The sequence below is a fragment of the Ligilactobacillus acidipiscis genome (assembly GCF_900116935.1).
In the GTDB taxonomy this organism is placed as follows: Bacteria; Bacillota; Bacilli; order Lactobacillales; family Lactobacillaceae; genus Ligilactobacillus; species Ligilactobacillus acidipiscis.
The window spans coordinates 1,950,281-1,976,306 of sequence record NZ_LT630287.1 but is presented as its reverse complement, the minus strand read 5'-3'; the positions used below and the strand labels follow the sequence as shown (position 1 = coordinate 1,976,306).

Below are 26,026 nucleotides of genomic sequence, written 5' to 3'. Positions count from 1 at the left end.
AGGCAGGTGCGGGTCCGAAGCGTAGCGAAATGGGCCCGCACCTGCCTCCCACAGTGTTGACCTAAATTTTTTATCTTAGGCATGGATCAATTTGATGCGGATAAAGAAATGCCTTAAGTTACTGAATCCGTAACAGCTACGTTTAAGTTCTTTGATCTTGCGATTGATCCCCTCTAACGGCCCATTAGAGTAGTCATAGAGACAAGCGTTCCTGATCCCTAAGTAGTTCTTTTGAATGGTCCTCATGACGGTATCCATTTCAGTACCATTGGGACGGTAGTTCATAACTAATTGTTGTAAAGTAGCCCGATCGCGGTTGCGAATAAAGGTTAAGATCGTTTGATAGGTCTGATAGTTTTCTGCGAACTGTGGAAAATTCTTGAGTCCCAGATCGACCACATTTTGGGCAGTCGTGTATTCATTTAATCCCCGATAATATTTAACCTGGGAGGTCTCAAGTTGATTTTCAGCTAAGTGGAATAAGCGCCAGTTGCTTTTTAAAACTTTATAGTTGCGGTCGTGGTGGTCGTTGATCCCTTTTAAAACACGCAGCCGTTCATGGTCAAGTGCCCGACCCGCTAACTGAACAAGATGGAAACGGTCAAAGACGATCAGTGCGTTAGGAAAAAGACGACGGACGAAAGTCTGATACTGTGCATTCAGATCCATGGTCACCAGTTGAACTTTTTGACGCTCAGAAAGTGTATAAGTATTGGTGAAATACTCGCGGATCGTCTGCGAGAGACGATCTGGCAATAAGTCGACCAAATCATGTGTTTTTGCGTCAATGCAGATAAAAGAAAAGCAGTTCTTAGTTGAACGAAATTCGTCAAAGCTGAGAGCTGTCGGCAGCTCTTTTGGCGTTACTAAAGCCCGCTGATCCTTATACAAGATCCGTTGAACCGAGGAAGCTGAGATCCCCACGGCCTGGCTGATCGTCTTGACTGGCAGTGAGTTCTTAGCTAAAGTCGCGATTTCGTGGACTGCTTGGCGGGTGATCGAGTGCCGAGGCGGAGCGAGCTGCGTCTGCGCGCTAAAAGTATGGTGGCAAGTTCGGCACAGATAACGCTGTTTGCGCAGGTTCATGCGGAGCGGTTGTTCACCTAGGCTGGGCAGTTTCATCTTGGTCAGGCGGGTCCCATTCTGAACAAGATTCGTGGAACCACAATTAACACAGCGTTCGACGGGGTAAGTCAGCGTAGCTGAAAGCAGTTTTTCGTGAACTCCGGCCTGTGAAAAATCAGTACAAGCTGAAATTTTGATATTTGGGTCTTGGATATTGAGTAAATTTAGGATAGAATCAGTTTGGGACATCATTTATACCTCGCTTTGATTTGGTTTTATCGCTTTAATCGTAGCATATGAGGACAAATGATGTCCTTTTTTGTACAAAAATAGTGCTGATGAACGCTCATCAACACTAAAAAGTTTAGACCCACTATTTTCTGAAAAAGAGAAAAGTTGCTCTTTTTTTGATAGAAATGGGCCAGTTTTGCGTATTTGAGGTTAGTTAAAGAAAGGAGAATGATCAGATGCGCAAAAAATCATTCGACCAGCAATACCTAGAAACGCTAAGCAAGCGAACGTCATTAAATATAAGAGAACAAAAGCAATTGCAATCTTGTCAGAAAGGTTTTGAAGGAGAGTGCAGGACCGATGAAGTAACTGTACAAGTCACAAAAGGACTTTTTTTGTGTCTAGATGATGTGAATCTAGTTTTTGATGATCAGCGAATTCAAATTGATAAGTTACTTCAAATAGGAAATAGGCTGTATTTAATTGATATTAAAAATTATCATGGTCATTATACTTTTCATGATCGTACCTGGTATTGTAACGGGAAGCCCTTGACTCACAGTATCTTTGGCCAAATTGATCGTGCACACGATATATTAGCGCGGATTTTTGCAGAAAATCATGTGAACATTGAAATTATAAAAGTACTGGTCTTTACTGATTATGAAGTAGAGCTTGATATTCAGGAAGAAACCGGAGTAGTGGTTAAATACTTATGGGATTTTTGCGGCTGGTTGCAAAAACTATGTACTGAGTCGGGGCAAAGAGGATCAATACCTTGGAAGGAGTGCTTAGAGTCCTATACTGTTACTCCTTATCGACCAGTTAAGGATTTTTCCTCAGAGATGACCCGGAAATTAACGCCTGGAATTATATGTCCTAATTGTAATGGATTTGAATGGCAACAGCACCGGTATTATTTATGTTGCCAGCATTGTGGTTACTGTGAGCCTAAAGAGACCGCTTCTGTGCTCACAATTTGTGAGTATGGAACTTTGTTTTTCAAAAAAACGCTAACGATTGGCGAATTGATGAAATTTTTGGGACAGAACTATAGCAGAAGTTATTTGGAGAGAGTCTTGCTAAAACATTTTCAGTCACTTAAATTCAAATCCAAGCAATTTTGTTATCAGAATAATGGAATCGAATTTGAGTATTGGTTTAGTGACAGAAAAAAATACTTTGATAAGCTGCAAAAGAGAATCCACTGGGGAAGTTAAGCTAAATATAGCTTTAAGCTGGGGCACTGGTAAGAATGCAACGCAAACTTCGCCGAAGCAAGCGTCACAAGCAAGAATGTGACGCAAACTATGGTGAAGTAAGTATTACAAGTAAGAATGTGACGCAAACTCCGGCGAAGTAAGTGCCGCAAGTAAGAATGTAACGCAAACTATGGTGAAGTAAGTGTTACAAGTTGGGATGTGACGCAAACTTCGGCGAAGTAAGTGCCACAAGTAAGAATGTAACGCAAACTCCACCGAAGTAAGTGTTACAAGCGGAAATGTGACGCAAACTCTGGCGAAGTAAGTGTTACAAGCGGGAATGTAACGCAAACTCCGCCGAAGTAAGTATTACAAGTAAGAATGTGATGCAAACTCCACCGAAGTAAGTGTTACAACCGAGGATGTAACGCAAACTTCGGCGAAGTAAGGTAAGCAGTGTTTAATTGGACGTATAGCTTTTGCTAGGAAATTATTTGAAGTTAAGAAAACGCCTGAAGTTCGTGTTTTGAACTTCAGGCGTTTTTTTCAATTTTAGGTTGTTTTTGATTCCATGGTAAATAAGGCTCTAACTCTGTTGTACTTGGAAATGGTCCTAATTGCGAGACCTGAGTTAGGAGCCCAATCAAATATTGTTCAGGATCTAAGCCGTTGGCTTTCGCACTCTCGATCAAGGTCAACCAGACTGCATTAGCCTGGGCGCCTGCCACACTAGTGCTGAACAGAAAATTTTTCCGTGCGATCACTAAGGTTTTGACAGCCTGTTCGCAAGTATTGTTAGAGAGATCAAACGCACCATACTCTAATAATTTATCCACGGCACTTCGCTGCCCCACTGCATAAGTGATTGCTTTTCCGAGCATTGATTTGGGCAAGACCGGTAAAGCAGCGACACATTCCCAAAATTTATCGAATAAAGGTCGGAGTTCACGTTGGCGGTAAATTCGGCGTTCCTGACTGGAAAGTTCCGTCCCAGCTTTTTCCTGCCGGAAAATATCATCTAAGAGCTTTAAAGGCCGCTTAGCCTGTGAGTCAAATTTGGCTGCATCGTAAAACTTGCGCCTAACATGAGCTAAACAACCTACTCGATCTGCGTGATCGACTGCATGATACACTTGGTAGCCGTCACACTGCAAAACACCTTGAAATCCCTGGTAGAGTTCCCGACCGGACTTTTGTGTGCGGTCGGGCTTGTAAGCATAATAGATTCCTGGCCGCGAGGCTTTTTGAACTGTCCGCAGGACCCACATCCTTGACTCGGAAGTAGGACTCTTAGCGGGTTCTCGTAAAACTTGAATGACTGTTTCGTCACCTTGTAAATAAGGGCGTCGCAAAAGTTCTTGATGGATCAAGTTATACAAGGGTGTCATCAGCTTTGCCCCTTGCACGAGCCAACTTGCCAGAGTGGGTTCCGCGACTTGCCAGCCTAAGCGGTGCCAATCTTTTAATTGACGGTAAAGCGGGGTGTCCAAAACGAACTTTTGATAAACGATATTTTCCAAAAGTGCCGGGGTCGCCAAACTATGTGGAAACAACGGTCGAGGTGTGGCGGCCTGATAAAAAGCCGTGTATGCTTTTTTAGCAAAACAAGCAGCACAATCACAGGCATAAGTGCGGACATATTCATACTCGACCCATAATTTTGCCGGAGCAAAGTGCAATTTACTAGACACAAGTTTTTTGCCTACGACTTTCAGGGGCTGTCCTTCAGGACAAAACAAGTTTGGCAGTTCATAGATTTTTTCTTTAGCAGGTAGGTCAGCTACTTGCGCTTGACGTGGTTGCCCTTTTTGTGGCCGTTTTTGGTTCGTTGATTGAGTTTCTTGCGTGCTTTGTTCGTCAGTGGGCTCTGACTGGGTAAAAACACCCTCATTTTCTTCCCAGAGCTCCAGTTGATCAGCATCAACCGGGACAGATTTTTCGGACTTTGGTGCATACAATTTTTTAGTTAGATATGCGTTCATGTTTTCAAGTTCTGCGATCCGAGCATCTTTAGCCTGGCTTTCTTGTTTTAATAACTGCACTTGTGCAGTTAGTTCTTTGACTTGTGTCATTAATGCTGCGAACTGTTTTTGTTGGTCCATTTCTATCCCCACCCACCGGTATGACTAATAAGCCATCCGGCTTATCTTTACAAGTTTTAGCATAACACGCTCCCACGCAAATAGCATCCACAGATTTAAATCTGTGGATGGGGGGTTAAAAAGATATCCACAGGTGGATATGTCCGCTAGGCTTCAAAAACTTTGTGGGGGTCATATTGATGGACCGTGGCATCTAAAGACCATCCTTGTAAGAGTCTCTTTAATTGAAGTGATGTTAATTTACGCACATTGTCTTGGTCAAGCGGCCATTGTAAACTACCGTTTTCAAATCTTTTATACAAGAGCAAAAAACCGTCACCTTCCCATAAAAGAGCCTTGAAGCGATCCTTGCGCGTCCCACAAAAGAGAAATAAAGTTCGCCGGTATGGCTCCAATTCAAATTGTTCAGTGACCACGCCGACTAACCCGTCGATCCCTTTGCGCAGGTCAGTTTTGCCACACACTAAGTAGATCTGGTCAACTTTATTTAAATCAAGCATCATGGTCAAACGCCGCCTTTAAGAATGCATCTAGAATATAGTTGTTGATCCGGTTATAGATCACGGCTGTCTTATTTTGATCCAGCCGTATTTGAAGCGCTTTTTGCGGTGCTTTTGGTGTTTCATGTGAACGACCATTAAGTTTAACTTCCACAAAATCATGTTTATTTTCCAAAAAACCACCTCATCTTTTTTGATGAGATGATCATATAATATCTTTCATCTGGTTGAAATACGTCCAATTAAACACTGCTTACGAAGTAAGCGTCACATTCAAAAAAGCATCTCAAAGTCTCCCAGACTAAGTCACATATTACACGTTCAGCCGCAAAAAAGATCCCAGCGAGCTAAATCAACAAAGCTTACTGGAATCTTTTGTTATCTACAACTTAATATTTAAACTCATCATCAGTTTGATTAAAGTATGCGACTTGAACATCGTTTCCATTCATCACTAGTTTTGTGATGGAGCCATTTTTAGGTCCGACCGTCTGATCAACGTTCTTGTCAAAACGAGCTGCGATACTTCTGATCGTGGTCCCATGGCTGACTAGCAAGATGTTATCGCCATCGTGGGCAATGCTTTTGATATAATCGAAGCCTGCATCGACACGTTTCCAGTATTCCTGGGCGTCTTCCGCATTGTGGAACGGATCTGCTTGTTTCGTGAAATTCTTGGTGTCATCCATCGAGTATTTAGCGGCCATCTCGTGAAACGAGCGACAGCCGTGGGATGCCCCGATCATTAACCAAGCCTGGTCCGAGTCGCTGCCTTCGTAATAACCATAACTTTGTTCGCGAAAGGCTGGCAGTTCTTCTGGCTCTGGCAACTCTGGTGAAGCAACGTTTTCTTGCAATAAGAAGTGACAAGTTTTCTCAGCACGGGTCGTATCACTATGAAATGCTTTGGCAAAATTGATGTGGCTCAAATGGTGCCCCGCCATGTGTCCGTCTTGCATCCCCTTGGGAGTTAGCGGCGAATCACACCAGCCCTGCATTCTGTTATAGCGATTTAGGATCGTTTGTCCGTGTCTGACTAAGTAAATGTTAAATGACATAATTTCTACTCCTTACTTTCAAATCTTTTAGTAATCGAAATCTTCGCCTGTTTGATTGTAATAATCGACTGTGAAATTGTGCCCATCTACGGTCAGCTTAGTGACCGATCCGTTAGCTGGATCTGGGAATAAGGGTGTTTTTTCGTCAAACAGATTAGCGATACTTCTGATCGTCATCGCATGGCTGACCACTAAAACGTTCTTGCCATCTGGAATTTTATCTCTCAAATAGTCAAACCCGATTTTGACCCGACTCCAAAACTCTGCATCATTTTCTGCATCGTCAAATGGATCTGCTTCTTTCATGAAGTCTCGTGTTTCCACTAATGAGTAATTATTTACGACATCTTTGAATGAATGGCAGTTGTGCTTGGCTCCGATCATCGTCCAAGCTTGGCTGGCATCTGAACCTTCAAAATAGCCAAAGCTTTGTTCCCGAAAATTCCGGAGTTCTTTAGGTTTTAGACTAGCGTCTGTCGCCTGATTTTCTGCTAAAAGATACTCGCATGTTCTTTTGGTGCGCATTGTGTCGCTGTGAAAAGCGTAGTCAAAGTGTTTATTTGCCAAACGTTTTCCGGCTAAGTGTGCGTCTGCGACACCTTTTTGTGTTAATGGTGAATCACACCAGCCTTGCATTCTATTGTAGAGATTTAAGTAAGTCTGTCCATGGCGCACTAGATATACTGAAAAAGACATTATAGAATTCCTCCTTCTACAGTGTTGTTATATTTAGTATACAACAAATCACTGACAGTATCTTCCCAAATACTTAAAACCGGTTTTATTGGTCGACTGAATTTTGATTATTCAAAATTTGGCGTAAACGTGCTACGACTTCCCGACTTCCTGAAAGTAATAAGTGGTCGCCGAGCTGCAGTTGTGTGCCTCCTTTAGGTGCAATGAATTGATGTTCACGAACGATCCGGCTGATCACGATATTTTGAATCTCAGGCAGCTCTGACAATTCTGTTCCTTCATAAAGAGAGTTGGTCAGCTGGATCTCAAATATTTCAGCATCGCTTGACGTTAACAAGCGCAAGACTTCAGGTGACTGGATCGCCGAGCGTAACACACCGACACCGGTCGTGAATGTGCTAAAGAATTCGATGTTTTTCTTTTCAAGTTCGACTTTCATTCTCTGCGCTTCTTCTGGGTCTTGGGTGTCTAAGCGTAACAGGACTCGCGGAACTCCGTATTTTTTGGCGGCGAGTGCTAAGTCGTAGTTATCCGCTGCCAAACGGTGGGCCAAGACCAGTACATCGGTGTCAAAGATCCCCGCTGTGATCAATTCTTTGGCATCCATCGTTTCTAAAAATGTAATGTCAGTTACGCCTTGATAAGCTTCATAGCGCCCATGATTATCCGTGTATAGTTTGACTGAATACCAGTCTGTTGGGAGCCCCTGGGCGGCATTGACCGCTGTTAAATTAGCACCGATCAAGTGCACATCGGTTTTGGCGGCAGGTTCGTGCTCTGGATGGTACAAACGTTTGAAAAACAAGGGCCCTAATAAGCAGGTCAGGATACCTGCAATAATAAAGGCTCCACTCTGGTCGGCTTTCATCGCCCCAATGTTTTGGGCGACGGTCGTGGCCGCTAAGATCAGTGTGATGGTCGTTTCCGACAACATTGTTGCCGCAAAAGCATTAGGTTTGCTAAAGAGAGCTTTGAACCCGAAGAAGGCGGGTAGCTTGGTCAGCATAAAGGCCACCAGCAGCAACGGGATCAAAAGAAGCGTTGTTTTAGAACTTAGCAATCCCGGCAAGTCCAGCTTGGCCCCAGTTAAAATGAAGTAAAACGGGATCAAAAAGCCGTAACCTAAGGCGTCTAATTTTTGCTGGGTCGTTTCTTCCGGTTCTAATAACTTAATGACGATCCCGGCTAAAAACGCACCGAGTATGTTTTCAGCACTCACAGTTTCAGCAAGAACAACTAAAACGATGATCACTAAAAACGCGAAACGCATATCTAGCTGTGTTGTTGACTTCGTGTATTTTTGAAAGTGAGTAAAGAAGTTGCGAAACCGAAATAATAAAAAGGCAGCGGCTAAGAAAACTAGTGAGATCAGCCATAATGTTCCACCGCGCCCGCTCTTGAGTGAAGAGTAGATCGTTAAGGCCAGCAGCGGGATGACTTCACCTAGGACAGCGAATAAGAGGATCGTTTGGCCAAACTTCTTGCCCAATAGTTCATTTTCTTTCAAGACACCGATCACGATCCCTAAGGCAACTGTCGCTAACAAGATCGCAGCGAGAGCCATATCAGAAAAGAGTCCGCTGATTTTTAAAATTGCTGCTAAAATAATAGCTGCTAGCACTGTCAGGCTATAGGCAACTCCGGCTACAAAGACAGGAGAGCGTTCTGAGGTAGACTGCTCAGCTTTTTTGGCTGCCAAAGCAGTGGAGGTGTCGGTTCGTTTGAATAAAGAAAAGTCGATCTCCATTCCACTTAAAAACAGTAGTAAGATCACGCCTAAAGTTGACATGGTCGTTAAAACGCCGTTTAAGTGGATCACATTGAAAAAACTTTTACCCAAAACGATCCCCACTAAAATTTCGGCGATCGAACTGGGTAAGAGTAAAACTTTAAATTTTGCTAAGAGCATCGGGGTGATAAAAGCGGCGAATGCTACGATAACAAGGGATAGATCCACAAAATCAGCTCCTTAGATTTAGGGTAATGGTTGAAATAAGTAGTTTACATACATTGATTTAATTGTACAAGCAATTTAGCCGGAGGTGCAACTTTCAACGTTCTTTTAATTTGATAAAACGAATAAACTTTGTTTGTAGCAGCTGTCAAATAATGGTAAAATATTTCATTAGATTTTAAATCAAACGGGGGCGTTAGGCGTGAGTTTGACTATTAAACAAAAAGAGCAGCGGCGAATGGATGAAGTTGTTGCAAAAATCAAGCAAGCAGAAAAGAAAAGCCAGGCCAACATTGATAGTGCCGGCAAGGATCAGCAGGCGATCATGAATGATTTCAAAAATAATGTGCGGATCAAAACGGGGACATATTCAGGCATGATGGAAACGTCTTTGACGGTCCGTCAGCAACAAACCATGCTGCAAGAAAGAGAAAATAATTGGCGTCAGGCAACGCGGCAGTTAGATGTGCTGCAACGTTTGGAAAAAACGCCGTATTTTGCGCGGATCGATTTCCAAGAAAATGGTGAAAGCAAGCCGGAAAGTGTTTATATTGGGCTGAGTTCTTTTACGGACACGCCGGATCACTTTTTGATCTATGACTGGCGCGCACCGATCTCAAGTATCTATTATGAGGGCGGATTAGGGCAGGTGTCTTACGAAACACCCGATGGCAGGCAAAACGTTGAATTGACATTGAAACGTCAGTTTATGGTTGAGGACGGCACGATCTTGACAGTTTTCGACACAGATGAGACAGTGGGCGACCAGATGTTGTTGGAAGTTTTAGATGAATCTTCTGATACTAAGATGAAGAGTATTGTGTCGACCATTCAAAAAGAACAAAATAAGATCATTCGCGATACTAAATCAGACTTGCTGTTTGTTCAGGGTGCTGCAGGGTCTGGAAAAACGTCGGCAGTCCTTCAACGTGTAGCCTTCCTCTTGTACCGCTATCGGGGCAATTTAAATTCCAGTCAGGTGATATTATTTTCGCCAAACCAGTTATTTAATGACTATATTAATGAAGTTTTACCAGAACTCGGTGAACAAAATATGGTCCAAATGACTTTCTATCAATACGCTAAACGGCGGGTGCCGCGGCTCCATGTTGAAACCTTACAAGAACGTTTTGAAGAAAGCAATGACGAACAGGAACGAAAAGCTAAGAACTTAAAGGATAGTTTAAGTTTCTTTAAGGCTACTAATGCCTACGCTGACTTTTTGAATAGTAACGGGATGCACTTTAAGAACATCATGTTTCACGGTAAGCCGTTCTTTAGCAAAGAGCAGATCAAAGAAATTTATTACAGCTTTAACAGCAATTACAATCTGCGCAACCGTTTGGCAGCGACGCGTGAATTTTTGCTGAAGAAATTAAGCAGCAAGGTCAACCGTGAGGCACGGACAGAACGAGTTCAAAAAGCGGTCCAAGATTTAGGCCAAGATGAACTGAATGACTTATATGGTGACCATCCGCGCAACTTTGCCAATGGTGACAAGGAAATTACTTTTCTGACCAAAGAATATGTCACGCGCGAATTTCAAACGATCAAACGGGCGATCACCCGCAATCGGTTTATCAATATAAACGGTCAGTATGTTCATTTCTTGCGACACTTGCCTGATTTGTTGGACCTAAGCGAGTTTGGCTTGGCTGAAAATGAGTGGCAAAAAACAGTTGAAAAGACGATCGCCACGATGAAAAACGGCAGCATTTCTGTAACAGACGTGACCGCTTACCTCTACTTGTTTGACCAGATCATCGGCAAGCGGGGCGACCTAGAGATGCGGCAGGTCTTTATTGATGAGATCCAGGATTATTCAGCTTACCAGTTAGCCTTATTAAAGGAAGAATTTCCTCGGGCTAAATTCACGATGTTGGGTGATTTGAACCAGTCGATTTTTACGCAAGAAAGCAGCCATTCACTGTTAAATGAATTAAGTACGATGTTCGAACCTGATAAGACGCAAGTGGTACAGTTAACGAAGTCTTATCGTTCGACGCAACAGATCACTGATTTCAGTAAGGATATTTTACACAATGGCGAAGAAGTTGAAGCTTTTGATCGGGCGGGCGATTTGCCGACAGTCACGGTCGATTCCAATGAGCAGCGCATGGTTCAAGATGTAGCTACTCAGTTAGACCGTAATAAAGAAGATAAGATGACCACAGCTATCATCACTAAGAGTTTGCAGGAAACTGAAGAACTGACAGCTAACTTGAAGGAGTTAGGTCAGTCCGTGACTGCGATCAAAACTGAAAATCAGCGTTTAGTCCCAGGAACGATAATTGTGCCGTCTTATTTGGCTAAAGGCCTGGAATTTGATGCGATCATCGTCTGGAATGCGAATGAGGCAAATTATCACCGCGAGGATGAACGTCAGTTAGTCTACACGATCTGTTCACGCGCAATGCATCGTTTGAACATTTTCTCCGCTGGCAAGTTAACGCCATTGATGGCCGACATTCCAACTGAGCGTTATGAATTGATCGATCGGTTGTAAAATGAAAATTACAGAAAAATAGGAACTGGGTCCCAGCATTTTGATCAAAATGCTGGGCTCTCTTTTGATAGCTGGAATTATTAAAAAACGAGCTGCTATTGCTTGATTTAGTCAGCAGTATGGCAAACGTTTGTCTGTTAAGTTCATTTATTCCAAAAAGGTCCAGATGAAGTTGATGTGGCCCCAAGTATGCGAAAGAAGGGTCCAGATGAGAGCTAACTGGGTAAAAGTATATCAAATGAAGGCTCGGGTTCGATTCAAGAATCTCTCAAGATAAACGCAAAACAGCCAATCGGGAAAACTATTTTTTTCGTAAATAAAACTACAACATAAAAAGGATTTGAAATTTTCCTATTATATTGCAGTTTGCTGTTATATTATTGTAGTTTTTGTTGAATAACTGGGTCCAATTGAGTCAGCAACAAGTCATAGGCACGAGGTGCATAGTGCAAATCATCTTCTTGCAGCAGTTCTGCTGCAGAGTGTTTGACAGCTTCAGCAAACCAATCAATGTAGTCTGCTTGTTTATCCTTGGCAGTTTCAATAGTGGCTAGTGCGTACTGTTGCAGTTTCTCGATCGGGCGATGACCTTGTCTTGTTGGTCCTGTGATCCCTGGTGTGATCAAGATAGATTTTGCAGCCCCTATTTTTTCTATCATGATCTCAAGATTATTTTGATACTGCTGTAAAGTCATTTTGGGTACTTGAACATCGTTGGTCCCAAAAAAGATCACGACTAGGTCTGGCTTATGTGCCAATACATCTGTCTGCAAACGTGCGAGGCCGCCCTGAGTATTGTCGCCTAAAACGCCGCGGTTCATGATTTCCGCTTGCGTAGGCGCTAATTTTTGTCGTAATTTGTCAGTGAAAATTGAAGTCGGGTAACCATGAGTTGCCCCAGCGGTGATACTATCACCAAATAAAATGATCCTTTGCATAAATTTCTCATCCTTTAGAACTCTTTTAATTCACTATAGCATAATTGTTCTGCTCGATGCCAAATGTTGATTTTTAGTAAGCGTTTTAATTTTAAACGAACACAATGGTACAAATCCCGACCTGTTGTGCTATAATTCATAGCGAATGCTTAAAATCAAAAGTGGAAGGCGTTTATCACTAATGGAAAATCGACTTAATTATTATCAGATCCCTCGTGAAGAATGGCGCTCATTTTATCGGGATCACTATGTTCCCTTATCTAGTCGGGAATTGATGCGGATCAAATCCTTAAACGATGAGATCTCTTTAAAAGATGTAGAAGAAATCTATATGCCTCTGGTCCATTTGCTGGGAATGCGAATGGAGGCACGCAATTATGGTCAAAATCAATTGGCTGACTTTTTAGGTATCAAACATAAGCCGACTCCCTTTATTTTGGGAATAGCCGGTTCAGTGGCCGTTGGAAAAAGTACGGTTGCACGGTTGTTACGTGATTTGTTGACGGAAATTTTTCCCAACAAAAAGATCCAGCAGATCACAACTGACGGTTTTTTATATCCATCTGAAGAGTTGAAAAAAAGGCATATTATGAAACGCAAAGGCTTTCCTGAAAGCTACGATATGAAAGCTTTGATCAATTTTATCAATGATGTGAAAAATGGCCTGCCTGCTAAAGCTCCGGTATATTCCCACCAGGTCTATGATCGTGTCAAAGGTGAGTACGACCTGATCGACCAACCGGACGTCTTGATTTTGGAAGGAATCAATGTATTGCAGTTGCCAAGCAACCAGCAAATCTTTGTCAGCGACTTTTTTGATTTTTCAATTTATGTTGATGCAGATGAGAAGCTGATCAAGAAATGGTACATGGAACGTTTTGAATTGATCTTGGATCGTGCCCAAGATGAACCAAATGACTATTACCACGCGTATGCGATCGGTGATCGGGATGTCGCGCGTAAAATGGCGGAAAATGTCTGGCATGATGTGAACCATAAAAACCTACACTCATATATTTTACCAACCAGAAATCGCGCAGATTTAGTTTTAAATAAGGGTGAAAATCATCTGGTTGACGAACTATATTTACGCAAATTTGTTTAGGATAGCGTTTTTGTCCGGTTTTTCTTGAGAAAACATTGACCACTAGGAATTCAGCCGGTACAATTAACTGAGTAAAGATTGTAAAAATTAAGATGAGGTGAATATCTTGGCTAAAGTTGATATGCAGGACTTCGACAAGATCATCGTTCTTGATTTCGGGAGTCAGTATAATCAGCTGATCACACGGCGTATCCGTGAATTCGGCGTTTATTCTGAATTGTTGTCACACAAATTGACAGCAGCTGAAATCAAGAAAATGGCACCAAAGGGGATCATCCTTTCGGGCGGTCCCAATAGTGTTTATGATGATGGTGCTTTTGATGTTGATCCTGAGATATTTGATCTTGGTATCCCAGTGTTAGGGATCTGTTACGGAATGCAGATCATGGCAAATGAGCTGGGTGGTAAGGTTGAAAGTGCAACTAATAAGGAATACGGTAAGGCATTGATTCAAGTGACAAATGATCAGGCGCCAACCTTTAAAAACTTGCCCGAGGAACAAACAGTGTGGATGAGTCATGGTGACTTAGTCACAGAAGTTCCGGAAGGTTTTGTATCGACAGCAACGAGTGCTAATTGCCCGATTTCTGCGATGGCAAATAATGCCAAGAAATTCTATGGTCTGCAATTTCATCCAGAAGTTCGCAACACAGAATATGGTAATGACATTTTGCGTCATTTTGCCTTTGATGTTTGTGAAGCTCGTTCGAATTGGACGATGGCAGATTTTATCGATATGCAGATCGAAAAGATCCGTGAAAAAGTTGGCGACGATAAGGTCTTATTAGGCCTGTCCGGCGGTGTTGATTCTTCAGTTGTCGGCGTCTTATTACATAAGGCGATCGGTGACCAGCTGACATGTATCTTCGTTGATCATGGTTTGTTACGTAAAAATGAGGCGCAGCTCGTGATGGACAGTCTAGCCGGAAAATTTGGGCTGAATATCATCAAAGTTGATGCTCAGCAACGTTTCTTGGATAAACTAGCTGGTGTTTCTGATCCGGAAAAGAAGCGTAAAATTATTGGTAATGAATTTATCCAGGTCTTTAATGATGAAGCTATCAAATTGAAGGGTGTTAAGTGGTTGGCACAAGGCACACTTTATACTGATGTGATCGAATCAGGTACTGATACCGCGCAAACGATCAAGTCACATCATAATGTTGGTGGTTTACCAGAGGACATGGTCTTTAAGTTGATCGAACCGTTAAATACTCTGTTTAAAGATGAAGTCCGTGAGTTAGGTGAAAAACTTAATATGCCTCATGAACTTGTTTGGCGTCAGCCGTTCCCAGGTCCTGGTTTAGGGATCCGAGTCATCGGTGAGATCACTGAAGATAAGTTGGAAATCGTGCGTGACAGCGATGCAATTTTACGTGAAGTTATCGCTCAGCATGGCTTGGACAAGGAAATTTGGCAGTACTTTACTGTTTTGCCGGGCTTCAGGTCCGTTGGTGTCATGGGTGATGGTCGGACATACGATTATACGATCGGGATCCGTGCCGTTAACTCGATCGATGGGATGACAGCTGATTTTGCTCAAATTCCTTGGGATGTCTTGCAAGAGATTTCAGTGCGGATCGTAAACGAAGTTGATCACGTTAATCGCGTAGTGTACGACATTACTTCTAAGCCGCCTTCCACCATTGAGTGGGAATAGACAGAATCGGCTTATAAATGCCGGTATATCAACGTTTTGATGACTGTCTAACCCGTTCGTGCAACTATCGTGCAACTTCTGGTGCAAGTCCAGCGGTAGCACCGTTGTTTTGAACCTGCGCCACGTCTGATTTAGCGGTCGAAATTTCGACTAGACCATTCAGCCGTTTGGCGGCCTCAAAGTTCATATTCGGATATAAGTGCCCGTAAGTTCCGAGCGTCGTCTGAATGTCTTCGTGGCCGAGGCGTTCTTTAATCACCAGTGGGTTCTCACCCAGACTGATCAATAACGAAGCATGTGAATGCCGTAAAGCATGAACGCGGATGCGATGAACTCCTGCCAGAGCTGCATGTCGTTTAATGATTCGCATGACCAGATCGCGGCGAGTAGGAACGCCGTTGAACGATAGAACAAAATCAGTTTTACACTCAAGCGCTTGTGTTTTCTTCCAATCGGAGAGAAGCTCAAGTGTTTTTGCGTCCAGTGGAATCGTGCGATTGCTGGCTTTGGTCTTCGGTGTGGAGAAGGAGTAGTTCGTGTAGCTGCGTAACCACAGCGTCTTGTTGATCCGAACTGTGCCTTCCTCAAAGTCGATGTCGTCCCACTGCAGGGCGGTTGCTTCACCGATGCGCATACCAGTCATAAACAGAAACCACAAGGTGAAGAAGCAGAAGTTCTGGTAGAAGTCTTCGATATAGAAGGTCTTGATGACCGCCTCGAATTCTTCCTTCGTCCAGAAGTCCACTTGGTTCTTCACTTTCTTAACATTGCCGACGGTCTTGGTGGGGTTCTCATTCATGAAGCCGAGTACAATGGCTCGTTGAAAGACGCGTGATAGCATGCATTGGACTAAGCGGGTGTAGCTTTTACTTACTTGATAGGTCATTTGGTTCTGCCATTTCTGTATGTCCACCGGCTTAATTTTGTCCATGTACATGTGCTCAAACATCTTGAAGTGCTTCAAACTGGAACGCCGACTGTCGTAGGTTTGCGGCTTGACTTGGTTCTTGTACCATGGAAGAAAGAATTCTTCCCAGAATTGTTTGAATTGAATGTGTTGTTGGTCACGTTCCGCGACAACTTTCTCTACACCGCTACCGACCATTTCTTTGTAGGCCTTGCGTGCATCACGACGGGTCGTAAAGCCGCCGACCTGCTTCTGGATCTTCTCGCCTGTTTTAGGGTCAACACCGAGGTAGGCGCGGAAGTAGAAAGTACCATTGCTGCGTGTTTTGATTGGGTCTTTAGTTGTAGCCATGTTTTATTTCTCCTTTGGTGCTTCGGAGTGCATGGTTTTGGCGAGTTCCGCCAACGTGCGCGTGCTAATTTGGAGACCCAGTATTTCTTCAATGGCAGTTACCGGTACGCGTCCGAGCTTCGGGCTTTTGTAGTAGGGAACACCTTTGCGCACCATCAGCAGCTTTGCGCGTCTGACAATGTCCTGTGCGCGTGAGGCACCATACCCAAGAGCAATCAGTTCGTGTTTCGTCATCGTGATCACGTGAACCATATTCTTCTCCTTTCTGGGGAGCACGGATCGTACCGATGCTCCAGTCTACCATCCAAAAGGTACGTGCAACAACACCTAGTGTGAAAAATAATAAAGTGATTCGTCATCATTCAGCCCGGTTCCGACCGGCTATCGAGGCTCTTAAACAGAACCTCTCTCCCTTGTTTCGTCAGGGTGACGTGCAAGTATCTGGCCTACTGGTTTAGTCGCTCGCTCGTTAGAGGTCGTGGCGTTTTGGAGCCTTCGTTGCTGAATGATGCCATTCAGTTGTCAAAGAACGTTGGCGGGAAAATAAAAACCCGCTTCGTATATACAGACAACGAAAGCGGGTCGAAATGAAAGAGATGGCGAAAAAAGATTATGTTTTTTTCTGACCGGTTTTTTTGAAGATATTGCAAGGTGTTTCTCAACATCGAAACACTTTGCAATGTAGATCAGTTTGATTTGAAGCTCTTGCCTCAAATCCGGATCAATATGCCGTTGCCCGTATCTGGTCTCGTAGTCAATATCACGACCAAATAATTCAAGCAAGAGCGTAATAGCGTCGTTGTCATCCTCCTGAACTGCTAAAATAACCGGTACTAGGTTATCGATCTCTGAGTAATGCATCGAGTACCTCCGCATCCATTACAGGTTTGTGTATGCTACCCGAATTCGTTCTAGTGCACGCTGACGCCGATAATTTACTCCTTGACTTGTTTTGCCACTACGGTTGCCAATTTCGACGTCGTTGAGTTCGCCATAATAATATTGATACAAGACCGTTTTATCCGCCGAAGAAAGTGTGGAAACTGCTCTTGATAACTTCTCACTTTCGATGAAATCTTCAAGATGCTCGATTTCCTCATTGGTCAACCTGAATTCATCGAGATGATAGGGATCTTCGATTTCTTCCAGTAGCAAGGCCTCCAGTGGTGTTTCCTTGATTCGCCGAAGAGAGGCCTTATACCGATTGATTCGTTCATTTTTGAGGGCTTGTTGTACATAGCGAATAAACATTCGTGTCACTTCTTGCTCACTACTCATTGGGTTATCCTCCTCGTTTGATTTTTTGGGCTACATAATTCCAGACAATTTTTTCGGTCGCTTATGAAAACGATTTCCAAATATTTCTTTGACGAATTACCTGATGGAGAGTAAGCACCTAATAACAGACCGGATATGAATGCCAGCTTCTGGGCGATATGATTGCCTCATCAAATATGGTGAGGTGATTTTTATTGGATGAGAAGCCAGAGATTGTTCGCATCAAATTGGAAGAGAATCAACGCCGGCAGACTCAGAGCGTGCCGACTAAGGCGTTCCAGGTCAGGATTGGTGACAGACCGTGGTGGTCTATGGCCGGATTCAAGGTTACATTCTTGATGCCCTACTGAAAGCCGTGTTCAACGATGCTCATTGATGTGCGTAGACTAAGCGGCATTTATCCGATCTGTGGCAAGACCGACTCGCGTCGCGGCATCGATGGTTTGGCTGGCGTGATCAAGGAAGAATATCAACTTGACCCATACAGTCGAGCGCTATTTCTATTCTGTGGCACACGCAAGGATCGGTTCAAAGCCCTCTACTGGGCTGGTGATGGATTCATACTGCTCTATAAGCGGATCGAAGACGGCCGACTTCAGTGGCCAACGACCCAAAGTGAGGTGAAAAAGCTACACGCAAAACAACTAGAACGGCTGTTATCGGGCTGGGGACTGGAGTCCACATTTCGGCCTTACTGTCCACAAAGACAGACGCCGAATTCTGGTAAAGTGTCCACTAAATAAAGCTAGGAAGCCTGTCGTATCAGTGGTACACTCAGCCCATCTTGATGAATTGAGGTCCACGCCGATGGCGAAAACGACTGAAGAATTACTCGAGCAGGCGCTCGAGCAAAATAGCGAACTGACCAAACAGGTTGGGAGTCTGACTGACCAAATTCAGGCCCTGACGGAACAGGTCGCATATTTAACTCGGAAACTCTACGGGTCTCATTCAGAGAAGCTGGTTGATCCGAATCAGCTTTCTCTGTTGGAGGACAGTAGTGTTTTTACGGACCCAGAGCAGACTGGGGAACAAAGCGAAGAAGCAGTCGTAACGTCAACCCAGCGTAAAGCTAAACGGCGCCGCGTTGAAACCATTGATGTCAATCTACCGGTTGAAGAAACGGTTATTGAGCGCGAAAGCAGCGTTTGCGAACATGGACATCAGCTAATAAAGGTCGGCAAACACTTTGTTCGCCAGGTCGTGCAACACATTCCAGGTAGACTCTATGTTGAGAACATTTATGAAGCGACATACAAGTGCGCTGACTGTGAACAATCCGATGGCGTCTCTCACCTGTATCAAGGCCAGGCGCCGCAGGCGTTGTTTCCTCACAGCGAGGCAACCCCATCATTAGTCACCGAGGTGCTTCATCAGAAATATACTCTGGGGACCCCACTCTACCGCCAGAAATTGGAGTGGGCGCGTGCTGGCCTGATCGTCAGCGAAACAACGATGGCCAACTGGGTCATTAACGCCGCAGAAATCGTCAGACCAGTTTATGATCTTATGCATGAGCATCTCTTATCGCAGCGATTTCTTCAGGGTGATGAAACACCATTCCAAGTGTTAAGAGAACCTGGCAAGTCTGCCAGGAGCAAGTCTTACATCTGGGTCGAGCGCAGTATTCGTCTCGCCGACCAGCAGGTCGTCTACTACGCATATGGCAATACCCGTTCCGGTAAGTTCGCCCAGCAAATTTACTCAGGTTATACGGGTATCCTGCAGTGTGATGGCTACGCCGGTTATAATCTCCTCGGCGATAGCGTCATCCGGGTTGGTTGTTGGGCCCACGTAAGACGCAAGTTCTACGATGACGCCGCGAAGGTCAAAGGTAAGTTCACTCGCACGAAGCCTTTAGAGCTGCTCAACCAGATGTTCCATTCGGAAGAACAGTGGTGCCTTCTCTCGCCAGAGGAGCGTCTGAAGTGTCGACAGACCGACCTGAAACCGCTGATCGATCAGTTCTGGGCATGGTGTGAACAAGCCGCTCCAGCGCCAAAGTCGCGATTGGGCGTCGCTTTGACCTACGCCTTGAATCAGCGCCAAATGCTCAACCGTGTCTTGGAGTTTGGCGAGATCGATCTGAGTAATAACGCTTCAGAGCGAAACATGAAGTCCTTCGTGATCGGTCGCAAGAACTGGTTGTTTGCGACGAGCCCGAAGGGTGCCGAGGCCAACGCCATCTGGATGACGATTGTTGAGACCGCAAAGGCCAACGGACTGGATCCAAGAACTTACATCGAACGTCTTCTGCACGAGCTGTCGCAGCTCCCCACTTCTCCTACGAGAGAACAAGCTGAGTCTTATTTACCTTGGAATCAGTATCTGAAGCCATCAAAACAAGAGATTACTTGAACAACGAAGGGGCGCCCGGCATGGGCAGTAACTAGGCGGTGTAAGTCCGCTGTGAGCCGTAGTGGCCGGTATCACGAGTCGAAGACAAGGGTGTCTATCGTGAGGTAGAATCTGAAGGAAGTCCTAGACGAAACATCGAATCGATGAACAAGAAGTGGCTAAAAGGCTGGAAACGGTGGGATGAGATTGCCTAACAAATCGAAGTCCCTGACCACTCGAAACCGTCACAGTAAAGCCAACGGTTTGATGCGAAAGCTACTGCTCTTACCCGGGGAGGTCTGTCATGGTAGTTCTCTCAAGCTGGAAGTTATTTCTGGCAGGAACAGGCTCAATAGTAATGTTGAGTTGTCCATGACAGAAGTCAGCCGAGGCCATAGTAGCCAGTAATGGTGAAGGGCTGAACAACAATAATTTTGATTCATCCTGGAGGTGGAAACAATGCGACAATCGCAGAAAACAGAAAATAAAGCTGACTACCTGCGGAGGGTAACCCTGGAAGGGTCAGAGCAAACAGGAGCGCGTAGCGTTGTTTCTGGTGAAAAGAGAACTCAAAATGGCTTATTACGTGAGAAGGTCTTAGACCGGAATAATTTAAATCGGGCCTTTGTCCATGTCAAGCGTAATAAAGGGGCTGGAGGAATTGACGGCATGTCCGTTGAGGAACTTGGCCCATACTTGAAAGAGAATAACGTAAAACTAATCGAGGCCTTGCGAACCGAAAGCTATGAACCCCAACCTGTCAAACGAGTTGAGATTCCTAAGCCAGATGGTTCGAAACGTCAGTTAGGAATCCCAACGGTCGTTGACCGTGTGGTTCAACAGGCGTTACAACAGCAACTGTCTCCTATTTTTGAAAAAGTATTCTCAGATAATAGTTATGGTTTTCGACCACACCGCAGTGCACAAAGTGCTGTGAAAAAGGTGGTTGCTTATTATAATCAGGGTTATCACTACGTGGTCGACCTTGATTTAAAGTCATATTTTGACAATGTGAACCATGATTTACTAATTAAATTTGTTGAAAATTACATTAGTGAGCCATGGGTCTTGCATTTGATTCGTAAGTTCTTGACGAGTGGTGTTATGAATGGTCGATTTTTCGAGAAGTCCGCTAAAGGTACACCGCAAGGTGGCAATATTTCACCATTACTAGCAAATATTTATCTGAACGAGCTGGACAAAGAATTGACCAGAAGAGGACATAAATTTGTACGCTATGCGGATGACTGTAATATCTATGTTAAAAGTAAGCGTGCGGGTGAACGGGTTCTCAAAAGCATCACCCAGTTTTTAGAAAAGGAACTCAAAGTTGAAGTGAATGCAGAAAAGACGCAAGTCGGTTCTCCACTAAGACTGAAGTTTCTAGGTTTTTCTCTGGGTGTGGGACGCAATAGCGCCTACCCGCGTCCTCATCAAAAACCTAAACAGAGAATTAAACAGGAATTGACAAGAATCACCAAGAGAAGCCGAGGCGTCAGCCTTGATAGGATTCTGCATGAAATTAAGCAGAAAATGCAGGGCTGGATCCAATATTATTCCATTGGGAAGATGAAAATCTTTCTCCAACAACTAGACAAATGGTTGCGCTCGCGCATCCGCCAGTATATCTGGAAACAGTGGAAGAATATCGGAACCCGTTATAAAGCATTGATTAAACTAGGCTTGACACCCAAACAGGCGAAAATCTACGTCAATACTCGTAAGGGATACTGGCGCAACGCGCACAGTAAAACACTGTTGATGACCATAACTAATAAAAGACTGGCACAGCGTGGGCTAATAAATCTGTCCAAACTGTACCAGTCTATTCAAGCAAAAGCTTAAGTTGTTGAACCGCCGTATACGGTTCCGTACGTACGGTGGTGTGGGAGGTCGATAGTGTGAACTATCTCCTACCCGATTTGCCGGCAGAAAGGCAGGAGTGGCTCGATTTAAACGTATTTCGTGTTATAGTAATCAGTAACAACAAATTTAAATGTTAAAGGAGAAAAATAGTGAAACTAATTTCATGGAATATTGATTCTTTAAATGCTGCTTTGACTAGTGATTCTAATCGAGCACTTCTATCGCGTGATGTTTTAAAAACTATCAGTACATACGATGCTGATGTGATCGCAATTCAAGAAACCAAGCTTTCTGCCAAGGGGCCAACTAAAAAACATGTGGAAGTTTTGAATGACTTTTTCCCCGACTATGCGCTTGCCTGGCGCAGTTCTGAAGAGCCAGCACGAAAATCTTACGCGGGCACGATGTTCATCTACAAAAAATCGTTAGACCCCACAGTCACCTATCCACAGATTGGTGCACCAGCGACGATGGATCAAGAAGGACGGATCACCACACTTGAATTTGAGAAGTGTTTCGTGACCCAAGTTTACACACCTAATTCTGGCAATAAGCTCGACCGTTTGAGCGACCGCCAGGTATGGGATCAGAAATATATTGAATATTTACAGACATTAGATCAACAAAAGCCAGTCATCAGTTCAGGTGATTTTAACTGTGCGCACGAAGAGATCGACTTGGCTCACCCAGACCGTAATCATCGTTCCGCCGGTTTTACTGATGAAGAACGGATTGATTTTACTAAACTTTTGGAAAGCGGATTTACCGACAGCTTCCGGACTGTTCATGGTAATGTCACCGGAGCTTATTCATGGTGGGCTCAACGGGTCAAAACCAGCAAAACGAACAACTCGGGCTGGAGGATCGACTATTACCTGGTCAGCGACCGCATCAAAGACAAAATCATTAAATCTGAAATGATCGATTCTGGTACGAGACAAGATCATACACCGATTTACCTAGAGATCGACCTTTAGAAAAACATATTTGCAAAAATAAGTCTTAACTTTTAGGACTTTTTTCTAATTGCGAAGGGGGCAGCATGGAAAAAGCAGATCTGATGCAGTATCTGACTGAAATCAGCAGGTTACCGCTCAAAACAGACGGTCATTATACTAAAAAAGAATTGCTCACAAAGCGCTTTTTGTTGGCTCAAGATGAGCGGCTGCAAATTTACTTTGCGCCGCACAACTTAATTACCCAGCGCAAAGCTCGCATAATGATCGTAGGTATTTGCCCCGGGTGGACGCAGACAGAAATAGCCTTTCAAACGTATCGCGCCAACTTAGATTTAACCTTGAATGCACGCTTGCTCAGCTGTAAAAAAGCTAGTCGCTTTGCAGGCGGAATGCGGAAAAACTTGATCGAGATGCTCGATCAGCTAGACTTACCGGCATACTTGGGCTTAAGGTCAGCTGCAGAGTTGTTTGACGGTCGAAGTGAGTTGTTACACACGACCTCATTGATCAAATTTCCGGTTTTTAAAGCCGGTAAAAACTATCCCGGGTATGGACCGAAAATTTTGAAAAGCCCGCTTTTAAAAGACTACGTGCAGACATATTTTTTAGCGGAAGTCCATGAATTTACCCAGCCTTTGCTAGTGATTCCACTGGGCAAGGCAGTCGAAGAAGTTTTACTGACCTTACAGCAGCAACATGAACTGCCGTATTGTCAAGTCATGACTGGTTTTCCGCATCCTTCAGGAGTTAACGGGCACCGTAAAGAACAATTTGCTGCTAACTTTACCTTCTTAGCGCAAGAGCTTCAGAAATTTTTTGCTGCAGTTGGTCAATAATTTAAAAATTAAATTAAGATGGAAGGACCTGACATGAGTACAGATAATGGTAAGCAACTAGTACTTGAAGCAAAAGAGGGAAGCTTTGAGCTGCCCCACGATCCGGAAAACTGGACTTTGAAAGCAGACCGCGGTTATTCACCTGTGCAAATGATTGCTGCAGCGACTGCTTGTTGCGGCGGCTATGTTTACCAGGAGATCTTGGAAAATTCACACGTACCATTTGAAATGCAAAAAGCTGAAGTTATGTACACTAGAGATGAAGTGGAAAATAAGGCTCATCCGATCAATAAGATCGAGATCACTTTTTATTTACGAGTGGATAAAGAGCTTCAAAAGAAAGCAACAAGCTGTTTGCGGTTGATCGGGCGAAACTGTCCCGTAATGCAAACGCTAGACCCTAAAGTGGCAGTGACCGAAAAAGCGGTGTTTGTAGATCAAAATGAGTTGTAAAAAATAAAGAAAAAGGAAACGCCATGGAAATTGTGGTCGTTTCCTTTTTTGAAAAGTAATATTTTTGCTATTTAAAAATAACAAACTTGCTATAAAGAAACCGGCTATCCTTTTTATTGGAAAATTATTGTGAAAACGATACAATAAATTAGTGTGAACGATCAAAAATTATGATCACTCAGAATAAACCTTGGAGGTTGGTATTATGACTGTAAAAACTATTAGACTGGTCAATGAGCAGTGGCAAGGAGGGATGAATGAAAATTATAGTTTTGGTGCGCGGCTTTTATCACATATTGTGCCGCCAAGTTATTCTGATGAAACGGAAACAGTTTTTGCCCCGATTAGTGCTGAGACAAAGGGCGGTAACGGGATCGATGCCGGTGAGACTTTGAAAGAACAAATTTCTGCAGCTTATAATATTTTAACTGCAAAAGATCCGCGCAATGTTTTAACTTTGGGTGGTGATTGCAGTGTCTCAGAAGCACCCTTTGATTATTTGCATGGCAAATATCCAGCTAAGTTGGGTTTGATCTGGCTGGATGCTCACCCGGATGTTGCTACACCAGAAACCTCACATCATTTGCATAAAATGGCGTTAGCTGACTTGATCGGGCAGGGCGGCCCAGGATCTGCCGAAATGATCAAGGCTCCTTTTGACCCAAGTGACGTTTTATTGGCAGGGTTGCGTTATGATCAGTTAAGACCAATGGATGCAAAAGTCGCTGATTTAGGACTCAGCTATGTCACGCCGGATAGACTGCATGAAAAAAGTTTGCCAGTGACAAATTGGATCAAACAGCGCGGTTTTACTAAAGTGGTGATCCACTGGGATCTGGATGTCTTAGACCCAGCTGATTTTCATGCAATCTTGCCAGCACAGCCAGGATTAGACCGGCGGGATTTTGGAGCTGCGATCGGGACGTTGAAGCTGGATGAAGTGTTGCGTTTGTTAGGTGATATCTCAAAAACAGCTGATATTGCAGGGTTGACTCTGGCTGAACACATGCCTTGGGATGCCTTACGTTTACGCCAAGGCTTGGCAGACTTGCCGATTTTTAAATAAACATTATTTCAGCTGTGACAGCGAACTGTTAAGATTGCTGTCTTGGGTCGTAAGCGGGTGTTGGTCTGACAGTGTTAGATCGGACTATGCGGCAAGCAACGGACATAAGCAGCAGATAAAAATCTTGGCGAATTTTTGTGACATCATGAGTATTTGGTGTATTCAAAACAGCTAAAATTTGCTATTGTTAAGGGAGGAAGACTCGAAAGGAGTTTGATCATATTGAAAGAGCCAAGCCAACAAACTTTACAAAGACTTTTAGCAGAGGCAGATGATAATTGCGCCAAATTTTTGAAGTCACCGCTGGGAGTCCCATTTACTAAAACGGCACACCCGGATGATGTTAATTTTATCATTGAGACTTTTACGGGAACTGCTTATATGGGCGATGGCCGAACACCCAAACGCTGGACTGCTGAAACAGCAGGTAACGTGATCGCCTCATACTTTCCCCAATTTATGGAATTTGACGTTAATTTGATTGGGCAGGTGGTGCCGATCTTAGTTAACTATTTCTCATTTTTGGAACACGATTTACACTATATCAAGAATAGTGCCGCTTTGACAAAAGCAGCTTTCACGGCAAACTGCGGCTTAGTTGCTGCCTACGCTGCTGGACCGGCTGAATTGTCTGATGACGAAATGGATTCTCTCGCTCATGGCGAACTGGGAGAGGAATTCTTAAATCGGGTCTCGCCTGAAGAATTAGAGCAGATGAAACAGGCCTATACAGTCTTGTTACAAGAACAGCAACAGGGAACCTTGGATGATGAGGGAGAAAAGATGCTGAAGATCATTGACAGTGTCCTTTCCCGTGAAGATGGAAAAACTTCCCCTCAGCAGCAAAAACCAGCGGGTCACCCGCAGATGAAATTGCATAAGAAACCTAAAAAATCAGAATAATGTCATAGGGAGCCCGTTGGAAATTGCGGACTCCTTATTTAGTAAAAAAACTT

General features: G+C 43.9%; 23 protein-coding genes and 1 pseudogene. 12 read left to right on the top strand and 12 right to left on the bottom strand.

The features are described 5' to 3' along the window. Nucleotides 1–75: 75 nt before the first annotated feature. The gene (locus BQ5903_RS09235) at nucleotides 76–1,317 is read right to left on the bottom strand and encodes an ISL3 family transposase (protein WP_079579385.1); all 1,242 of its coding nucleotides are present in this window, start codon (nucleotides 1,315–1,317) and stop codon (nucleotides 76–78) included. A gap of 215 nt (nucleotides 1,318–1,532) precedes the next feature. On the opposite strand from BQ5903_RS09235, the gene BQ5903_RS09230 reads away from it, so the two are divergent. Continuing rightward, complete coding sequence (locus tag BQ5903_RS09230; RefSeq protein ID WP_010498341.1) at nucleotides 1,533–2,516, top strand: nuclease-related domain-containing protein; 984 nt, start codon at nucleotides 1,533–1,535, stop codon at nucleotides 2,514–2,516. 515 nt (nucleotides 2,517–3,031) lie between these two features. Here BQ5903_RS09230 and tnpC (BQ5903_RS09225) read toward each other — a convergent pair. The 6 genes from tnpC (BQ5903_RS09225) to BQ5903_RS09200 all read right to left on the bottom strand — a co-directional run bounded on the left by tnpC (BQ5903_RS09225) (nucleotide 3,032) and on the right by BQ5903_RS09200 (nucleotide 8,811). Then, the gene (gene tnpC / locus BQ5903_RS09225; RefSeq protein ID WP_079579384.1) at nucleotides 3,032–4,600 is read right to left on the bottom strand and encodes an IS66 family transposase; all 1,569 of its coding nucleotides are present in this window, start codon (nucleotides 4,598–4,600) and stop codon (nucleotides 3,032–3,034) included. 146 nt (nucleotides 4,601–4,746) lie between these two features. Next, on the bottom strand, nucleotides 4,747–5,103 hold the full coding sequence (gene tnpB / locus BQ5903_RS09220; RefSeq protein ID WP_079579383.1) for an IS66 family insertion sequence element accessory protein TnpB: 357 nt from the start codon (nucleotides 5,101–5,103) through the stop codon (nucleotides 4,747–4,749). Further along, the gene (locus BQ5903_RS09215) at nucleotides 5,093–5,275 is read right to left on the bottom strand and encodes a hypothetical protein (protein ID WP_056988103.1); all 183 of its coding nucleotides are present in this window, start codon (nucleotides 5,273–5,275) and stop codon (nucleotides 5,093–5,095) included. Before BQ5903_RS09215 ends, tnpB (BQ5903_RS09220) begins: the two co-directional genes overlap by 11 nt. Nucleotides 5,276–5,489: 214 nt before the next feature. Next, a complete protein-coding gene (locus BQ5903_RS09210; protein WP_079579382.1) occupies nucleotides 5,490–6,158 on the bottom strand; it encodes a histidine phosphatase family protein in 669 nt (222 codons plus the stop codon). A 27-nt stretch (nucleotides 6,159–6,185) separates the two neighbouring features. Further along, the gene (locus BQ5903_RS09205) at nucleotides 6,186–6,854 is read right to left on the bottom strand and encodes a histidine phosphatase family protein (RefSeq protein WP_056971998.1); all 669 of its coding nucleotides are present in this window, start codon (nucleotides 6,852–6,854) and stop codon (nucleotides 6,186–6,188) included. Between the two features lie 85 nt (nucleotides 6,855–6,939). Beyond that, entirely contained in the window at nucleotides 6,940–8,811 is a 1,872-nt protein-coding gene (locus tag BQ5903_RS09200) for a cation:proton antiporter family protein (protein WP_079579381.1), read from the bottom strand. A gap of 199 nt (nucleotides 8,812–9,010) precedes the next feature. Here BQ5903_RS09200 and helD point away from each other — a divergent pair, with 199 nt between their 5' ends. Next, entirely contained in the window at nucleotides 9,011–11,314 is a 2,304-nt protein-coding gene (gene helD / locus BQ5903_RS09195; RefSeq protein WP_010498355.1) for an RNA polymerase recycling motor HelD, read from the top strand. A 377-nt stretch (nucleotides 11,315–11,691) separates the two neighbouring features. On the opposite strand, the gene BQ5903_RS09190 is transcribed toward helD, so the two are convergent. Then, on the bottom strand, nucleotides 11,692–12,252 hold the full coding sequence (locus tag BQ5903_RS09190; protein ID WP_010498357.1) for a GDSL-type esterase/lipase family protein: 561 nt from the start codon (nucleotides 12,250–12,252) through the stop codon (nucleotides 11,692–11,694). A gap of 181 nt (nucleotides 12,253–12,433) precedes the next feature. Here BQ5903_RS09190 and coaA point away from each other — a divergent pair, with 181 nt between their 5' ends. Both coaA and guaA read left to right on the top strand, forming a co-directional pair. Then, entirely contained in the window at nucleotides 12,434–13,357 is a 924-nt protein-coding gene (coaA, locus tag BQ5903_RS09185; RefSeq protein ID WP_056988104.1) for a type I pantothenate kinase, read from the top strand. Between the two features lie 106 nt (nucleotides 13,358–13,463). Further along, on the top strand, nucleotides 13,464–15,017 hold the full coding sequence (guaA, locus tag BQ5903_RS09180) for a glutamine-hydrolyzing GMP synthase (protein ID WP_010498359.1): 1,554 nt from the start codon (nucleotides 13,464–13,466) through the stop codon (nucleotides 15,015–15,017). Nucleotides 15,018–15,081: 64 nt separating this feature from the next. On the opposite strand, the gene BQ5903_RS09175 is transcribed toward guaA, so the two are convergent. The 4 genes and pseudogenes from BQ5903_RS09175 to BQ5903_RS09160 all read right to left on the bottom strand — a co-directional run bounded on the left by BQ5903_RS09175 (nucleotide 15,082) and on the right by BQ5903_RS09160 (nucleotide 17,553). Further along, entirely contained in the window at nucleotides 15,082–16,275 is a 1,194-nt protein-coding gene (locus tag BQ5903_RS09175; protein ID WP_010498362.1) for a site-specific integrase, read from the bottom strand. Between the two features lie 3 nt (nucleotides 16,276–16,278). Further along, nucleotides 16,279–16,527, bottom strand: coding sequence for a DUF3173 family protein (locus BQ5903_RS09170; RefSeq protein WP_010498364.1), 249 nt, complete (start codon nucleotides 16,525–16,527; stop codon nucleotides 16,279–16,281). A 358-nt stretch (nucleotides 16,528–16,885) separates the two neighbouring features. Further along, nucleotides 16,886–17,136 (bottom strand): annotated as a pseudogene (locus BQ5903_RS09165) (helix-turn-helix domain-containing protein). Between the two features lie 18 nt (nucleotides 17,137–17,154). After that, nucleotides 17,155–17,553, bottom strand: a complete 399-nt coding sequence (locus BQ5903_RS09160; protein WP_079579380.1) for a sigma factor-like helix-turn-helix DNA-binding protein — start codon at nucleotides 17,551–17,553, stop codon at nucleotides 17,155–17,157. Between the two features lie 377 nt (nucleotides 17,554–17,930). Here BQ5903_RS09160 and tnpB (BQ5903_RS09155) point away from each other — a divergent pair, with 377 nt between their 5' ends. The 8 genes from tnpB (BQ5903_RS09155) (at nucleotide 17,931) to BQ5903_RS09120 (ending at nucleotide 25,973) form a co-directional block, all read left to right on the top strand. Beyond that, the gene (gene tnpB / locus BQ5903_RS09155) at nucleotides 17,931–18,296 is read left to right on the top strand and encodes an IS66 family insertion sequence element accessory protein TnpB (protein WP_231920839.1); all 366 of its coding nucleotides are present in this window, start codon (nucleotides 17,931–17,933) and stop codon (nucleotides 18,294–18,296) included. A 64-nt stretch (nucleotides 18,297–18,360) separates the two neighbouring features. After that, nucleotides 18,361–19,911, top strand: a complete 1,551-nt coding sequence (tnpC, locus tag BQ5903_RS09150) for an IS66 family transposase (RefSeq protein ID WP_010498381.1) — start codon at nucleotides 18,361–18,363, stop codon at nucleotides 19,909–19,911. A gap of 438 nt (nucleotides 19,912–20,349) precedes the next feature. After that, on the top strand, nucleotides 20,350–21,735 hold the full coding sequence (ltrA, locus tag BQ5903_RS09145; protein ID WP_079579310.1) for a group II intron reverse transcriptase/maturase: 1,386 nt from the start codon (nucleotides 20,350–20,352) through the stop codon (nucleotides 21,733–21,735). A gap of 170 nt (nucleotides 21,736–21,905) precedes the next feature. After that, nucleotides 21,906–22,733 carry an exodeoxyribonuclease III gene (locus tag BQ5903_RS09140; protein WP_056972717.1) on the top strand — a complete coding sequence of 276 codons (828 nt, stop codon included), beginning with the start codon at nucleotides 21,906–21,908 and terminating at the stop codon, nucleotides 22,731–22,733. 65 nt (nucleotides 22,734–22,798) lie between these two features. Continuing rightward, a complete protein-coding gene (locus BQ5903_RS09135) occupies nucleotides 22,799–23,551 on the top strand; it encodes a hypothetical protein (protein ID WP_010498391.1) in 753 nt (250 codons plus the stop codon). A gap of 33 nt (nucleotides 23,552–23,584) precedes the next feature. Further along, on the top strand, nucleotides 23,585–24,004 hold the full coding sequence (locus BQ5903_RS09130) for an OsmC family protein (RefSeq protein WP_010498393.1): 420 nt from the start codon (nucleotides 23,585–23,587) through the stop codon (nucleotides 24,002–24,004). 205 nt (nucleotides 24,005–24,209) lie between these two features. Beyond that, a complete protein-coding gene (locus tag BQ5903_RS09125) occupies nucleotides 24,210–25,070 on the top strand; it encodes an arginase family protein (protein WP_010498394.1) in 861 nt (286 codons plus the stop codon). Between the two features lie 222 nt (nucleotides 25,071–25,292). Then, nucleotides 25,293–25,973, top strand: a complete 681-nt coding sequence (locus tag BQ5903_RS09120) for a hypothetical protein (protein ID WP_010498396.1) — start codon at nucleotides 25,293–25,295, stop codon at nucleotides 25,971–25,973. The last annotated feature ends 53 nt before the right edge of the window (nucleotides 25,974–26,026 follow it).